Annotated in this window: 14 protein-coding genes; 6 read left to right on the top strand and 8 right to left on the bottom strand. The window is 56.2% G+C overall.

Annotated elements, in window-relative coordinates:
* Nucleotides 1-9: 9 nt before the first annotated feature.
* Nucleotides 10-909, top strand: a complete 900-nt coding sequence (locus tag R70723_RS01900; RefSeq protein ID WP_039869322.1) for an SDR family oxidoreductase — start codon at nucleotides 10-12, stop codon at nucleotides 907-909.
* 26 nt (nucleotides 910-935) lie between these two features.
* Nucleotides 936-1,391, top strand: coding sequence for a hypothetical protein (locus tag R70723_RS01895; RefSeq protein WP_039869321.1), 456 nt, complete (start codon nucleotides 936-938; stop codon nucleotides 1,389-1,391).
* Between the two features lie 158 nt (nucleotides 1,392-1,549).
* Here R70723_RS01895 and R70723_RS01890 read toward each other — a convergent pair whose 3' ends face one another.
* The 3 genes from R70723_RS01890 to R70723_RS01880 form a co-directional block, all read right to left on the bottom strand.
* Nucleotides 1,550-3,259, bottom strand: a complete 1,710-nt coding sequence (locus tag R70723_RS01890) for a bifunctional ADP-dependent NAD(P)H-hydrate dehydratase/NAD(P)H-hydrate epimerase (RefSeq protein WP_039869319.1) — start codon at nucleotides 3,257-3,259, stop codon at nucleotides 1,550-1,552.
* Nucleotides 3,260-3,742: 483 nt separating this feature from the next.
* Entirely contained in the window at nucleotides 3,743-4,375 is a 633-nt protein-coding gene (locus R70723_RS01885) for an NAD(P)-dependent oxidoreductase (protein ID WP_039869317.1), read from the bottom strand.
* 76 nt (nucleotides 4,376-4,451) lie between these two features.
* The gene (locus R70723_RS01880) at nucleotides 4,452-4,865 is read right to left on the bottom strand and encodes a GNAT family N-acetyltransferase (RefSeq protein WP_039869316.1); all 414 of its coding nucleotides are present in this window, start codon (nucleotides 4,863-4,865) and stop codon (nucleotides 4,452-4,454) included.
* 257 nt (nucleotides 4,866-5,122) lie between these two features.
* Between R70723_RS01880 and R70723_RS01875 the strand changes: the two genes are divergently transcribed.
* Nucleotides 5,123-5,431 carry a hypothetical protein gene (locus R70723_RS01875; RefSeq protein ID WP_039869315.1) on the top strand — a complete coding sequence of 103 codons (309 nt, stop codon included), beginning with the start codon at nucleotides 5,123-5,125 and terminating at the stop codon, nucleotides 5,429-5,431.
* Nucleotides 5,432-5,550: 119 nt separating this feature from the next.
* On the opposite strand, the gene R70723_RS01870 is transcribed toward R70723_RS01875, so the two are convergent.
* The 4 genes from R70723_RS01870 to R70723_RS01855 all read right to left on the bottom strand — a co-directional run bounded on the left by R70723_RS01870 (nucleotide 5,551) and on the right by R70723_RS01855 (nucleotide 8,856).
* Nucleotides 5,551-5,772, bottom strand: coding sequence for a YezD family protein (locus tag R70723_RS01870; protein ID WP_039869313.1), 222 nt, complete (start codon nucleotides 5,770-5,772; stop codon nucleotides 5,551-5,553).
* Nucleotides 5,773-5,874: 102 nt separating this feature from the next.
* Nucleotides 5,875-6,741 carry a sulfate ABC transporter permease subunit CysW gene (gene cysW / locus R70723_RS01865; RefSeq protein ID WP_039869311.1) on the bottom strand — a complete coding sequence of 289 codons (867 nt, stop codon included), beginning with the start codon at nucleotides 6,739-6,741 and terminating at the stop codon, nucleotides 5,875-5,877.
* Between the two features lie 18 nt (nucleotides 6,742-6,759).
* Entirely contained in the window at nucleotides 6,760-7,599 is an 840-nt protein-coding gene (cysT, locus tag R70723_RS01860) for a sulfate ABC transporter permease subunit CysT (protein WP_039869310.1), read from the bottom strand.
* Nucleotides 7,600-7,734: 135 nt separating this feature from the next.
* On the bottom strand, nucleotides 7,735-8,856 hold the full coding sequence (locus tag R70723_RS01855; RefSeq protein ID WP_039869308.1) for a sulfate ABC transporter substrate-binding protein: 1,122 nt from the start codon (nucleotides 8,854-8,856) through the stop codon (nucleotides 7,735-7,737).
* Nucleotides 8,857-9,235: 379 nt separating this feature from the next.
* Between R70723_RS01855 and R70723_RS01850 the strand changes: the two genes are divergently transcribed.
* Entirely contained in the window at nucleotides 9,236-11,539 is a 2,304-nt protein-coding gene (locus tag R70723_RS01850; protein WP_052421153.1) for an alpha/beta hydrolase, read from the top strand.
* Nucleotides 11,540-11,609: 70 nt separating this feature from the next.
* On the opposite strand, the gene R70723_RS01845 is transcribed toward R70723_RS01850, so the two are convergent.
* Nucleotides 11,610-12,665, bottom strand: coding sequence for a lactonase family protein (locus R70723_RS01845; RefSeq protein WP_039869306.1), 1,056 nt, complete (start codon nucleotides 12,663-12,665; stop codon nucleotides 11,610-11,612).
* A gap of 278 nt (nucleotides 12,666-12,943) precedes the next feature.
* Here R70723_RS01845 and R70723_RS01840 point away from each other — a divergent pair, with 278 nt between their 5' ends.
* Together R70723_RS01840 and R70723_RS01835 are read left to right on the top strand one after the other, a co-directional pair.
* Nucleotides 12,944-13,204 carry a GlsB/YeaQ/YmgE family stress response membrane protein gene (locus R70723_RS01840; RefSeq protein WP_039869305.1) on the top strand — a complete coding sequence of 87 codons (261 nt, stop codon included), beginning with the start codon at nucleotides 12,944-12,946 and terminating at the stop codon, nucleotides 13,202-13,204.
* Between the two features lie 206 nt (nucleotides 13,205-13,410).
* On the top strand, nucleotides 13,411-13,917 hold the full coding sequence (locus R70723_RS01835) for a CcdC family protein (RefSeq protein WP_039869304.1): 507 nt from the start codon (nucleotides 13,411-13,413) through the stop codon (nucleotides 13,915-13,917).
* Nucleotides 13,918-14,134: the final 217 nt, after the last annotated feature.

Here is a 14,134-nt window from a genome sequence, read left to right as displayed (position 1 = left end):
TAAAGCGCAATGAACCCAACCTATCCCTTTTACGGGGAACAGACGGTATGCCGTGCACAAAAAATCGCCTTTCCCCCGCAGCACCAGAACCGCCAGCCCGGACTCGAGAGCCTGATGAATCCCCGGCCGATCAGTGAAGACCCGGAAATCTGCGGCAGCGGAAGGCTGAAGGGCATGGTGGCCCTGATCAGCGGCGGAGACAGCGGGATCGGCAGGGCGGCGGCTATCGCTTTTGCCCGGGAAGGGGCGGATGTAGCCATTGCTTACCTCTATGAAGCCTCCGATGCTGCGGACACAGCCCGGCGAATTGAACAGCTTGGCAGGCGCTGCCTGAGGATTGAGACGGATCTGCGGTACAGAAGCAACTGCTTTGAGGCGGTGGAGCAGACTGTACAGACCTTTGGCAGACTCAACATTCTGGTCAACAATCTTGCGGTGCAGTATCCGCAGCACAGTCTGCTGGATATTACGGAGGAGCAGCTGTACCAGACCTTTCAGACTAATATTTTCCCGTATTTTTTCATGAGCCAGGCCGCACTGAAGCACCTGAAAAAAGGCGCCTCGATCATCAACACCGCCTCGATCACCGCTTACCAGGGCAATAAGGAGCTGATTGATTACTCCTCAACCAAAGGCGCTGTCGTCACCTTTACACGCTCCCTTGCCCTGTCACTTGCCGAAAGCGGGATCCGCGTCAACAGCGTGGCTCCCGGTCCCGTATGGACTCCGCTCATCCCTTCGAGCTACTCCGCCGCCGAGGTCAGTGTATTTGGAACCGATACGCCGCTGGGGCGGGCAGCACAGCCCTATGAGCTGGCAGGCGCTTATGTGTACTTAGCAAGCCCTGACTCCGCGTACGTAACCGGCACCTGCATTCATGTCAATGGAGGAGATATGGTCACAAGCTGACATCACACCCGAAAGGACGTTTTCAGATGAATAAAATCAAAGACTATGACCTGCCCTCTGTGAGGCTGTCGGCAGGCATGTACGCCCTGTCCAAGCTGTCTGCTGCCGGACTCACCTTTATGCTAGTGTCCCTGGTACTGCTGGGGCTTCCGCATACGAACGGGATTCCGGAGGGCTGGCCGGTCTCAGTCCCGTATGCCATCTATGCCTACGCCCTGCCGGCTGCCCTGATTGCCGATGCCCTGCTGTCCATGTTCCGCTCCTCCAAACTCGGTCCCTCTCTCATCCTGTACGCCGCCGCCGGATTCGGGGCCGGCCTGTGGCTTGCTGCCGAGCAGGGCGGGGACACGCAGACCTGCGGCCTTTACGGGATCGGCGTTCTGCTGGTGTTCCGCCTGGCCCAGCTGGCCGGTGAGCGCTATCCGCTGCTGCTGCCTGTATTCGCCCTGTTCGCACCGCTGCTCTGCCTGATTCTGCAGTAGACCGGACTGCGGGCCGTCTGAAGCCCGGTCGGGGAGAATACCAGCAGGCTCACCGGCAGCAGATATACTGCGTTTGCGGGGTGGGTGGACTGCAGGGCGGCAGCCCACTCCGTGCACGGCCGCCCGCCCGCTGTTCACCCATGGATCTATTGGGGCGACTACAGCGCCCCGATAATATCTCCGGCGACCAGTGCCGACGGATGATTCCGTGAGCCGGCCGCCCGCTCGCCGGCCAGACCGTGCAGGTACACGCCGAAGGCTGCTGCCTGGACAGCACCCAGGCCCTGGGCGAGCAGGCCGGAGATGATTCCTGTCAGCACATCGCCCGCTCCGCCCGTCCCCATTCCAGGATGGCCAGTGGCGTTGACATAGACTTCACCCTCAGGTGAAGCAATTACGGTATGTGCTCCTTTAAGCACCAGAATTACGCCGTGCTGTACAGCATACGCCTGGGCAAGACCGATCCGGTCACGCTGCACCTCCGCAGTGGATACGCCCGCTAGCCGGGCCATTTCTCCGGGATGGGGTGTCAGAATAACCGGCCGCTCCGGGCCGGACCATCCGGTGCGGTCACATTCCGCCAGTATATTAAGTGCATCTGCGTCCAGCACCAGCGGGCTTTCGATTCCTTCCCAAAGCATGCGGAGCCACTCCTTGTCTCCGGCAAACCGGCCCAGACCCGGACCTGTGGCAGCCACATCGCATTTACCACTAAGCCGCAGCACCTCCGCTGCTGTTCCCGCATTCCAGGTGCCGTCCTCCCCGCCGCCAGCGGCAGCCAGCATGACCTCCGGGGCAGCACCGATTACATACGGCATCAGTGCCGCGGGCAGCGCCCAGGTCACCAGACCGCAGCCTGCCCGCAGCGCAGCCCGCGCCGCGAGCAGCCCGGCACCGCTCATGGACAAGCTTCCTGCCGCCAGCAGGACATGGCCGTAGGTGCCCTTATGCCCTTCGGGCGAGCGGCGGCGCGACACGTCGATACCGAGACGTGTCTGCAGCACTTCCGGGGTCAGCAGGCTGGCCTGCACCCCGGCCTGCCGGGCCAGAGCGGCAGGTATGCCGATGGAGCGGACCACAACCCTCCCGGCTGCCCCCGCGCCGGGATACTGCACCAGCCCGCGCTTGAGCAGCGCGAGGCAGACCGTCACTGCTGCATGAATGCACGGCTCATGCAGCTCCCCTGTGTCCGCGTCCAGCCCGCTGGGGATGTCCGCGGACACCACCGGCTTGCCGCTGACATTTGCCGCGGCAATCAGGGCCGCATAGGCACCGCGCGGCGCTCCCGCGCTTCCGGTGCCGAGCAGTGCATCGACAATGCCGGTGCACCCGGCAAAGTCGATGACGTCCCGGCCGTGCACAGCGGCCGGAATCCCCAGCGCCGCAGCAGCACCGTGCTGCACGGCGGCTTCCCCGGCCAGCGTCTCCGGCGCGGCCGCGTACACCAGCGTGACGGCGATGCCCGCCTCACGCAGGTGCCGGGCGGCGGCGAGGCCGTCGCCGCCGTTGTTGCCTTTGCCGACGAGGATCAGCCAATGCTCGGCGGCGGCAGTGTCCAGGGTCAGCGCGCGGTCGCCGCTGACCCTGAAGTCACGCGGCGGACCAATGATAAGCTCATCACCAATAGTACTCCTGCCGCCGGCGAAGGTCCTGCGCACAATGTCACTCTCTATGCTCTGCCCGCACCCGTCTGCTCTGTCGCCGGGCCGCCCGGCCCCGCAGCTGTATTGCCTGCTCCGGCAGAAGGCAATTACCTCCTCAGCAATAGCACGCCCGGCGTTCTCCATCAGCGCAATCGCCGGGATGCCGAGCCTCTCAATCGTCATGCGGTCCAGCCGCCGCATTTCCTCCGCAGTAACCAGCTCCATGTTAGAATTCCAGCTCCTTTCCAGCTTCACAAGATTAGCAACCCCACAGCCTGCCCCGGCTCTTCACCTTCCGGCCCGCAGGCATCAAGGCTGATTAACATTTCCGTTTCTTTCGCCCTACACTCCACTGCCGCTCTTCCACAGCCGGGTTCTAGGCTCAGTCCCTGGAATTAGGTGAAAAATCAACAGCTATTCATCAATTCAACGCCCGATTCAAGGCATTAGTGGTAAAAAGCTCACCTAATTTATCCATTTCGGCTTATGAGCGGGACTTTGACCCAAAATAGGTTACCTTTATCGACCTAACCGAAGGAAAAGGTAACAATGCGTGAAATTAGCTGCCAAAAATCAAACTAATCCCAGACAAGGCAAAAAAGGCAAGACTTACAGCATATATGCAATAAGTCTTACCCCTCTCCGCCGGGGAATAATCCCCTTGGGCGCCGCGGCAGGGCTGCAAAAGCTGCAGCCTGCCCCGCTTATTTAGTACGCTACAGTGAACCGTTCCCGGCTGAAGTTGCCTTCCTCAAGCTCGTCAACGATTGCTACTGCTAAATCCTCCACACTGATGCTGCTCTCCCCGTTCTCGTCTGTAATCAGCCGGTCGAGGCCGATCCGGAACATGCCGGTCCGGCGGCCGGTAATGACGGCAGCGGGCGGGCTGATATACGTATAATCCAGCGCTGAGCCCCTATAAATCTCATAAGCATGAGCGTGGGCTGCGGCCAGCGGACGAAGCTCCTCCGGGAAGTCTGCCGTGTCCATCAGCCATTCCCCGGATTCAGTCTTCAGACTGCCTGCGCTGCCTACTATAATCAGACGCTCTACACCAGCCCGCTGCAGCCCTTCGATCAGGGAATCCGCCACCTTGAGCAGGTCATTTTCCTGTCCCTCCTCAGGCCCGAAGGCACTGATAATTTCACCGTGCCCCGTTACTGCTGCAGCAACAGATGCCGGATCAAGCACATCGATGCCTACCACCTGCAGTCGTTCATGCTGCAGCTCCACTGCTTCCGGATTGCGGACGGCTGCAGTTACCTCATGCTTTCTTTTTAAAGCCTCTTGTACAACAGCCTGTCCAATAATTCCTGACGCTCCTATTACCACTACATCCATCTTTCTTTTCCTCACCTTCCGTCAGCCCTCATGCTGCCTTATGTTTCACTTCATGCTTAATTCATAATATATTGATCTACCGCCGCAAAAACATTCCCTGTGATTCCGGCATAACCGGAACAAATCCGAACTGTGCGTAGAGCCTGGCCGCTTCACCGTCAGCAATCAGGCTGACATAGGACGGCTGAGGCACGGTATCAAGAAACGCTCTGATCTCGCGCACGATGGCTTTTCCAAGGCCCAGGCCCTGATAAGCGGGCTTTACTGCAATATCAGTCACCTGAAAGAAGCAGCCCCCGTCCCCGATCACCCGTCCCATGCCGACAAGCTGCTCCCCGTCATATACAGTAACTGCAAAGCAGGACCGCGGAAGCCCGGCCTCCGCCCCCGCAAGGCTCATCGGGCTCAGTCCGGCCTCGGCCCGCAGCGCCAGATATTGCTCCACAGAAGGCAGCTCATGGCGGACCTCCGGTTTAGATATTTGGTTCATGCTGATCTCCCCTCATCCACTTTCCGGAGCCTGCTGTCAGGCTCCTTTTACTGTAACCAATATATACGACAGCAGGAACCGCAATCAAGGGCAGGCGGATAAGCCCTCAAGGCCGGTTGAAACGAATTGCGGCTTGCGACGTATGCTATAAAGTATTCCGCCACAGACATCACAGCCTATTCTCAGTCCAGGAAAAAGGGTAACTAATAGTAACAGATCAGGCTCCACTATAACTTGAAAAGGATCGGTGAACCAGCATGTCATCACTTGGAAAACTATTTAAATGGGGGACCTTTGCGTACGAGGCTTTTCTCGCCATTCCGTTCATCGGGGGCACCTTTGTTGTCGCCAACGCCTGGGTTCCGCTCGGTGTTGCCTTCCTGCTCCATGCGGCGGCTGTTGTCATCCTGCTGAGAGAACGCGGCCCCTATATCGGTAACGTGATCGGGATTGTCACCTCGGTAGTCGCACTCATCCCGTTTGTCGGCTGGATCATGCACGCCGTTACCGCAATTGTCCTGCTGTTCGAAGGCATCTCCGCCAACCGGCGAAGACCGCGGTATTAACCTAAGTCTATCCTTTTACAGAAAAACAGAGCAGCGTGCCCCCCTACTATCGGAGGAGACGCTGCTCTGTTCTGTTTTCTGGCTCTATTGTATATAGGATGAGTGCTAACGTGCTTCTTCTAACCCCGTCCCGCAGAACGGGCATCGGTACGCCGGCTTCCGGTTTCCACATTAGGGCGCGGATTAGCTGAGCTGTTCTCAAAACGCTTGCGCTCCGTACGCTCCATCTGAACAATCTGGCCTTCATGCACAACTATGTGCAGTGAGCCGAATTCCATATTGTCCAGCAGCTCTGAAATTCGTGATAGCCATAACTCATCCACCTTCAGTGGCTTAGCCATTTTCCAGCCTCCCTTTCCCCGGACAGGGGTTATCTCCACCTTAATCCCGTAATTACCAACTTGTATACTATGTTTTAACTTAGCACGGAACCAAAACCGCTGTCAATGAGCATTTTTGCGCAATAGCCAGCTTTTGATAATCATCGTAACAAGCGCCAGTAAGAGCAGCAGGGAAGCAACCGCGAACGAGGCCGAAAACTGATATTCATTATACAAAATCTCCACATGCAGCGGCAGTGTATTGGTCTCTCCCCTTATCCGGCCTGATACTACGGAGACAGCCCCGAACTCGCCCATCGCCCGCGCGTTGCACAGAATAATGCCGTAGAGCAGACCCCATTTAATATTGGGCAGGGTAACCCGGAAAAAGATCTGCCAGCCCTTTGCACCCAGTGTAATCGCCGCTTCCTCCTCCTGCGTGCCCTGATCCTCCATCAGCGGAATCAGCTCACGCGCCACAAACGGGAAGGTTACAAAAAGGGTGGCCAGCACAATGCCGGGCAGGGCAAAAACGATCTTGATGTCATTGTCGCTCAGCCAGGAGCCGAACCAGCCGCTGGAGCCGAACACAAGGACAAATATCAGCCCGCCGATGACCGGTGATACGGCAAACGGCAGGTCGATCAGCGTAATCAGAAAGCCCTTGCCGCGGAAACGGAATTTGGTCACGGCCCAGGCGGCCACTACGCCAAAAATAGTATTCAGCGGGACGGTAATTGCCGCTACAAGCAATGTCAGCCTCAGTGCAGAAGCCGCATCCGGGTCGGAGAGCGCAGCCCAGTAGACGTCCCAGCCCCGCTTCAGCGCCTCTGTCAGCACGACAATCAGCGGGAGGGCAATCAGCCAGAGCATTACCAGCCCGGCAGCTGCTATCAGCACCCATTTGACTACAGACGATTCATTCGTTGCTGCGGATGAGGCAGTGCCGGTTTTCTGCTTCGGGGTATGCATGGGCACAGTTCCTGCCATGTTTATTCCTCCTTGTATCTAACGTGAAGTTTTGCGGGCCCAGCGCTGAAGCAGGTTAATAACCAGCAGCATCAGGAAAGAAATAAGCAGCAGAAGCAGCGCCACTGCAGTCGCCCCCGCATAGTCGAACTGCTCCAGCTTGGACATGATCAGCAGCGGAGCAATCTCTGTGCGCATCGGCATATTGCCGGAGATAAAGACGACAGAGCCAAATTCGCCGATCCCCCGGGCAAATGCCAGCGCAAAGCCGGTAAGCAGTGCCGGGAACACCTCGGGCAGAATGACACGCAGAAAAGTCCGGCCGCGCCCAGCGCCCAGCGTAGCTGCAGCCTCCTCCATATCCCGGTCCAGATCCTCAAGCACCGGCTGCACGGTCCGCACGACAAAGGGAATCCCGATGAACATCAGCGCCAGCGTGATTCCAAGCGGTGTGAAGGCGATTTTGAAGCCGTAGGGTTCAAATAAAGAGCCGATCCAGCCATTCTGGGAATAGAGTGCGGTCAAGGAAACACCGGCAACTGCAGTCGGCAGCGCAAACGGGAGGTCGATAAGGGCATCGAAAATTCTTTTGCCCGGAAACTCGTAACGCACCAGCACCCAGGCCATCAGCAGGCCAAAAAAAGCATTCGCCAATGCCGCAGCCGCAGCAGTACCTATGCTGACACGGTAGGAGGCCAGTACCCGAGGATCAGTAGCAATATCCCAGAACTTCGCCCAGCTGAGCCCTGTTGAATTAAAGAGCAGCGCCGATAGCGGCAGCAGCACCACCAGACTCAGATACAGCACGCTGTACCCCATCGTAATGCCGAAGCCCGGAAGCACCTTGCGCCGTCCCGCAGCCGTAGAAATGACATTCATCCTAGTACCCATCCTTTCCTGCCTTCGGCCTGTCCGCCGATCAGCATCCCTGGCGGAGCAGGCTCCCCCGGGCCCGAACATTCACGAATGCCCCAGCTCCATGGCTGAGGCATCCGGCTACCCTGTAATTATTTATCAGCTTCCAGGCACATAAATCTTGTCGAAGATTCCGCCGTCGTTAAAGTGCTTCTCCTGCGTTTCCTTCCAGGTGCCGAACTTCTCAGCCAGGGTGAACAGCTTAATTTCAGGGAACTGGTCCTTGAACTGCTCCTTCACACTTTCCAGGGTCGGACGGTAGTAGTTCTCAGCGGCAATTTTCTGCCCTTCTTCAGTGTAGAGGTAGTTCAGATATGCCTCTGCAACCTCACGCGTCCCCCTCTTATCAACTGTTTTATCCACGATTGCCACCGGCGGTTCAGCCAGAATGCTTACGGACGGGTTCACAATTTCGAACTTATCCGGCCCCAGCTCCTTGATGGACAGATAGGCTTCATTCTCCCAGGCCAGCAGCACATCGCCGATGCCGCGTTCCACAAATGTAGTTGTACTTCCGCGCGCCCCGGTATCCAGCACCGGCACATGCTTGAACAGCTCCTGCACAAATGCCTGCGCCTTGGCTTCGTCGTTATTGTTATGGTCAAGCGCGTAGCCCCAGGCAGCCAGATAGTTCCAGCGGGCACCGCCGGAGGTCTTCGGATTCGGAGTGATAACCTCTACGCCCTCTTTTAACAGATCCGGCCAGTCCTTGATGCCCTTCGGGTTGCCTTTGCGCACCAGGAATACGATGGTTGAGGTGTAAGGCGAGCTGTTGTGATCAAACTTGCTGCCCCAGCCTTCATTGATCAGCCCTTTATCCGCCAGCGCATCAATGTCGTAACCGAGGGCAAGCGTAACCACATCCGCCTCAAGGCCCTCAAGCACCGCCCGGCTCTGTGCCCCTGATCCGCCGTGGGACTGTTTAACCGTTACCTTCTGGCCGGTCTCCTGCTCCCAGTAAGCGGCAAAGGCCTTGTTATAGGTCTCATAGAGCTCGCGGGTAGGGTCATAGGAAACATTCAGCAGCTCTACCGGATCCTTAGCCGGCGCTTTGGTAGCCTCGGCTGTAGCAGCCGCGTTCGTTCCCGCATTAGACGCCTCGGGCGTGCCTGCCGAATTTGCACTGCTGCTGGAATTGCCGCTGTTACCGCAGGCTGTGAGCCCTGCTGTCAGCAGTAATGTAAATCCGGCGAGAAGCCCCTTCTTAATTCCTTTCTTCATTTCCAACCACTCCCCCATATTATTTAATATTAGAAATGCCTCTGAAATTCATGATAGTAGAAAAAAAAGACGCAGGAAGGCCCACATATGGCAGGTCAAACCGGTCCTGTAGACACGTGTCTGCTTGCTTCAAGCGGGCGCTCCTCCGTCTGTACGGTAAGAACATTTATTTAATTATTCCTACCCGTTTAGTAGGTTTAGACACATAATACTGAAAACTCCGCATCCTGTCAAATCTTTTTTTCAAAATGGCTTCAAGCTGTCCTTCTGCTCTTTCTGGGGGAAGCAAATGGCGGACGTTCCTGCAAGACCCGCTTGTTATTAAAGCTGTAAAAGCTGTAAAGTAATATTATTGCTACATCTTATGGGGGATAAAAACATGGGAATGGATTTGGAGTATGCTCCAGAGGTCCAGCAGCCTCAGCGGCCGCGGCTGATCAGACGCATACTCAGGGAGACTGGCAGACGTATCAGGCTAACCTATGAATATGACACGGCCATATGGAGGACCGCACTGGCCGGTCCCTGGATCATATGCACGCTCGCCTTTATTATTGCCGTACTCGGCATTCCGACCGGCATGGGCAAGCCTGCCGATATTATACTCGCGGCCGGAGCCGGAACCCTGGTGCTCGCACTTGCCGGCAATCTGCTGGCCCTGGTGCTGGCGCTGACCGGCCTGCGCTTTCCGAAGCTGTTTGCCGGTACTTTTCTAAGCTCCTTCGGAGCTGTACTGCTCATCCTGTACTTCGGAGGTCTGGCCCTGGAAGCGGCCGCAGTCATTGCTGCCATTGCTGCTCTGATTGGAGCAGCGGCGGGTTTATCGGCAGGCCTGCTGCGCAGCAGGCGGACTGTCCCGGGTATTGTGCTGGCCGCGGCCATTCTGCTGGCTCCGCTTCCGCTGTACGGTGCCGGAGTCAGCGGGCCTGCAGAGGACAGCATCACGGCTGCGGCCGGAGATGTGGCTCCGATTGACGCAGCAGACCCTGCAGCACCGGGCAGCTACAGCTACAGGCACTTTACTTACGGCAGCGGGGAAGACCTGCACAGGGCCGGCTATGGCGCAGAGGTGTCATTACTATCAGGTTCGGCAGACGCCTCGGCCTTCATCAAGAGCTGGCCCAAGCTCCGTACGATCTTCTGGGGATTTGATTACACTGCGCTTCCGCTCAATGCCCAGGTATGGATGCCTGAAGGCGAAGGCCCGTTTCCGCTGGTGCTGATGGTTCACGGCAACCACATGATGGAGGATTATTCAGAGGAAGGCTACGCCTACCTGGGCGGGCTGCTGGCCAGCCGGGGCTTCACGGCGGTATCGCTGGATGAGAATTTTCTGAACTATTCAGCCTGGTCCGGCATCCCGGACAATGACTTCAAGGTGCGGACCTGGATGATTCTGAAGCATCTGGAGCAGATCGGGGATTATGCGGAGCAGCCGGGCAATCCGTTCTACCAGAAGATTGATTACACCAAAACCGCGCTGCTGGGCCATAGCCGCGGCGGCCAGGCGGCTGCCATGGCTGCCGATGCAGCGCGCTGGTTCAAGGATGATCCTGTCCTCTCAGCTGCCGGGAAATTCAAGATAACCTCAGTAATTGCCCTGGCCCCGACCGATAAGGCTATCGATGACCAGCAGGCCCGGCTGAAGGATGTCAATTATTTGACGCTGCAGGGCGCGCGGGACGGGGATGTTCACGACTTCTACGGTGACCGCCAGTATATACGCTCCAGTTATACCAGCGGCTCCAAAGCCTTCAAAAGCTCGCTCTATATCGCCGATGCCAACCACAGCCAGTTCAATACCGACTGGGGCTTGTATGACCAGACACTGCCGGCCGGCCTGTTTTTGAGCAGGGCAGAGATTATGGACGGGGATGAGCAGCGGCAGATTGCCAAGGTATATGTATCAGCATTTCTTGAGACTACACTGCACGGACAGGATCATTATCTGGACCTGTTCCGTGATTACCGCAGCGGCCTCAAGTGGCTGCCGGACACGGCCTATTTCAGCCGCTTCCAGAGCGGAGAATATATTCCGGTAGCGAACTACGACGAGGACCGCAACAAAAATACACTGGCTGGCGGAACAGCTTCAGTAACCGGTTTAAGCTGGACAGAGGAAACTGCCAAGGACCGGGAATCCAAGAGCAAAGCAACCTATGGTGTTGTGCTTACGCATGATGCCGGAGAGAATGAGGCCGGCGCTTACAGCATCACCCTTAAAGACAGCATAATCCGGGAGCTGGCCGGATCGGGGGCAGCCGGATTAACCTTCTCCATGGCAAACCGCAATGCCGACACGCCTGCAGAAGAAAGCACAGAGCCGGTCAGCACGGAAGCTGCTCCTGCGCCAGATGTCGAGGTAGAGCTGACCGACAGCAATGATGTCAGCGCCCGGCTGCCGCTGGATGAAATGATGGATATCCTGCCGCTTCCGCAGACAGAATTCACCATCAGCCCCTGGCTGGAGGGAAGGATCAGTGACAGTAAATATGGTGATCTGTCGGAGGCTGTATTCCAGACCTATGAGCTGCCTTTTGAGAGCTTTCTGGAGGAGGAGCCCGCCCTTAATCCGGATGAATTAACTGAAATTACGTTTTATCTGCAGGAGGAGGGCGACCGGATCATGCTGGATGATATCGGTTTTTATACCGCTGAAGACAGCCCCGGCGGATTACATTAGTCTGCTCTTATTCTGTACAAATAATGCTCAAGGGCCTCACATGCAGCCGGCTGCATGTGAGGCCCTTCTTTTATTGCGGTATTGGAGCTATGCAGACCGGCGAGGCTGCTTCCAGCTCATTACCGGTAGGAATCAGCCTGCCGTTCTCCTTATCAATCCGGAAAGAGACAATATTGCCGCTGTCCTGGTTAGCCGCAAGCAGCATACCGCCGATAATGGCGAAATTGCGCGGTGTACGCCCGCCTGATTTGACCCAGTCTCCAGGCTCCACCAATCCTGTCTCTGCATTAATATAGAACACTCCGATGCTGTCATGACCGCGGTTGGAAGCATACAGGAAGCGCCCGCAAGGCGATACATGAATATCTGCGGCCGTATCATCACTGCCAGCCGGATAATCCTCAGGCAAGGCGCTGATGCTCTGCAGAAGCTTCAGCTCCCCCTGCTGCTCATTATTGGCAAATACCGTGATCGTGCTGTTCAGCTCATTGATCAGATAAATCCACTGGCCGGACGGATGGACAGCCAGGTGGCGCGGTCCAGAGCCCGGGGGCAAATCCACCTCACGGTGAGTAACCAGCTTGCCCTCCTCAAGGCGGTAGATCAGCACCTGGTCAATCCCGAGATCACATACCAGTACGCGCTCCCCGGTGCTGTCAGGAATAATGGAGTGTGTATGCGGTGCATCCTGTCGGTCCTGGCGGATTCCTGAGCCCTCGTGCTTAACCTGGCTGGACATTTCCCCGAGTGAGCCGTCCGCGTGAACCGGGAACACATTCACATTACCGCCTGTATAGTTGGCTACAAAGATGTAGTCATCCTGCGGGGAGACCGAGACATAGCAGGGAGCCCCGCCATCGGTGCCCCTGCCGCCCAGCGGCTGCAGCGCCCCGGTTCCGGCCTCAACAGCAAAGGCATGAACCTCGCCCTCATCCTGCTCGCTTGCCGCATAAAGCACAGTTCCTGAGCTGTTCAGCGCCAGAAAGGACGGATTCTCAATGCCCTTATGTCCTCCCAGCACCCGCATCTCTCCGGTATCCTCATTAACGGCTCCCAGCAGAATTGCCTCTTTTTCTTTTTTATTATAAGTACCAATATAAAACAAGGCTTCATTAGGCTGTTTCATGTCAGCGTCTCCTTTACGGTAAGCAGCAGCTTGTATTTGCATTTATATACTTATTATATACCCTCCGGGGCGGTGTTTGCCCCTGCTTCTATTCTTGTTATATCCGCATAACATGGTTATATACCCGCCGCACAACCAGTGTTAAACAACCATTTTCCGGGGACACTAAGGTGTGGAAGAACCGCGGTGATACAAAATTATCCACATGGTTTAAACGCATTGCTTGAGGTTAATAGTAGACATCGAAGTTAACACAAACTTAAAGGAGCTGAAGCAAAATGAGTTTACTATGGATGCTTATTGTAGGCGGTGTAATCGGTTGGTTGGCAGGACTGATTATGGGTAGAGACATTCCGGGAGGCATTATCGGTAACATTATTGCCGGTATCCTTGGTTCATGGCTTGGCGGCATGCTGCTGGGAAGCTGGGGACCTAGAATCAGTGACTACTATGTATTCCCGTCCCTTATCGGTGCAATTCTCCTGATCTTCATTGTCAGCCTGATCCTTCGTTCGGTCGGCGGACGCAGCCGTTCTTAAGCTGAATAGATAAGCACGGCCCGGTATATGCTAAGACATATGCTTGGACAAAGAGCCCGCCCGGGGTAACCCTGGCGGGCTCTTTGTGTTTTTTGACATTCAGGCAGCTCCAGGAAAACAGTGTCAGCCCGCTCATTCTGTTTATAAAGATTTTTCTGCTATAATGATGGAATAAGTGACACAAATCACAGAGAGGAACGTGTAATATGGGCAATATTAACCCTTCGCTTCTGCATATAGGCTCCACGGTGGGAGCAGTGTTTATGGCGCTGATGGTTATTTTTATCCGCCTGAAGGCAAGTGCACGGCCGGTGACGATCCGCAAAATATGGATTCCGCCGCTGGGCATGTCAACAGGCTTTGCCATGTTCATAGTGCCTGAAGTCCGCTTTCCCTGGTGGTGGGCTGTGCTGGCATTTCTGGTCGGCTGGTTCATATTTGCTTACCCGCTGATCCGCAGCACCAAATTCGAAGAGCGGGACGGCCTGATCTATGCCCAGCGTTCCAAGAGCTTTGCCTTCATTCTGCTCGGCCTGCTGCTTGTGCGCACCTTGCTCCATGAGTTCATTAACCGTTATATATCCGTTCCGCAATCCGGCGGCCTCTTTTTCATCCTGGCGTTCGGAATGATTCTGCACTGGCGGGTGTTCATGTATAAGCACTATACCCGGATATCTCCGCCGCAGGAGCATATTCCTCAGCCGCGGGGATAGTGTATCCCGCCCTGCCGGCTGCTGAAACTGATGTATTAGAAGCATTCCTTGCCCCCGCCGGGTTATGGGATGCTTTTTTTCATGCCGGGCAGCAATCGCTGTGAGAATCCAGTAAAATTGCAGCAGGTTTGTCAACTTATATCCCTTTTGTGCAGAACCCGCATACAATATCAATATATAAAAGCCCGGATTCCCCAATCTGATGTCAGGTAAGTTG

The organism is Paenibacillus sp. FSL R7-0273, from assembly GCF_000758625.1.
In the GTDB taxonomy this organism is placed as follows: Bacteria; Bacillota; Bacilli; order Paenibacillales; family Paenibacillaceae; genus Paenibacillus_AQ.
The sequence above is the reverse complement of the archived record's forward strand: the minus strand, read 5'-3'. Positions and strand labels throughout refer to the sequence as shown.

Excerpts from the sequence above, each read along its gene's own strand:
- R70723_RS01900 (WP_039869322.1), top strand. The coding sequence starts at position 10 with ATGAACCCAACCTATCCCTTTTACGGGGAACAGACGGTATGCCGTGCA.
- R70723_RS01895 (WP_039869321.1), top strand. The coding sequence starts at position 936 with ATGAATAAAATCAAAGACTATGACCTGCCCTCTGTGAGGCTGTCGGCA.
- R70723_RS01890 (WP_039869319.1), bottom strand. The coding sequence starts at position 3,259 with ATGGAGCTGGTTACTGCGGAGGAAATGCGGCGGCTGGACCGCATGACG.
- R70723_RS01885 (WP_039869317.1), bottom strand. The coding sequence starts at position 4,375 with ATGGATGTAGTGGTAATAGGAGCGTCAGGAATTATTGGACAGGCTGTT.
- R70723_RS01880 (WP_039869316.1), bottom strand. The coding sequence starts at position 4,865 with ATGAACCAAATATCTAAACCGGAGGTCCGCCATGAGCTGCCTTCTGTG.
- R70723_RS01875 (WP_039869315.1), top strand. The coding sequence starts at position 5,123 with ATGTCATCACTTGGAAAACTATTTAAATGGGGGACCTTTGCGTACGAG.
- R70723_RS01870 (WP_039869313.1), bottom strand. The coding sequence starts at position 5,772 with ATGGCTAAGCCACTGAAGGTGGATGAGTTATGGCTATCACGAATTTCA.
- cysW (WP_039869311.1), bottom strand. The coding sequence starts at position 6,741 with ATGGCAGGAACTGTGCCCATGCATACCCCGAAGCAGAAAACCGGCACT.
- cysT (WP_039869310.1), bottom strand. The coding sequence starts at position 7,599 with ATGAATGTCATTTCTACGGCTGCGGGACGGCGCAAGGTGCTTCCGGGC.
- R70723_RS01855 (WP_039869308.1), bottom strand. The coding sequence starts at position 8,856 with ATGAAGAAAGGAATTAAGAAGGGGCTTCTCGCCGGATTTACATTACTG.
- R70723_RS01850 (WP_052421153.1), top strand. The coding sequence starts at position 9,236 with ATGGGAATGGATTTGGAGTATGCTCCAGAGGTCCAGCAGCCTCAGCGG.
- R70723_RS01845 (WP_039869306.1), bottom strand. The coding sequence starts at position 12,665 with ATGAAACAGCCTAATGAAGCCTTGTTTTATATTGGTACTTATAATAAA.
- R70723_RS01840 (WP_039869305.1), top strand. The coding sequence starts at position 12,944 with ATGAGTTTACTATGGATGCTTATTGTAGGCGGTGTAATCGGTTGGTTG.
- R70723_RS01835 (WP_039869304.1), top strand. The coding sequence starts at position 13,411 with ATGGGCAATATTAACCCTTCGCTTCTGCATATAGGCTCCACGGTGGGA.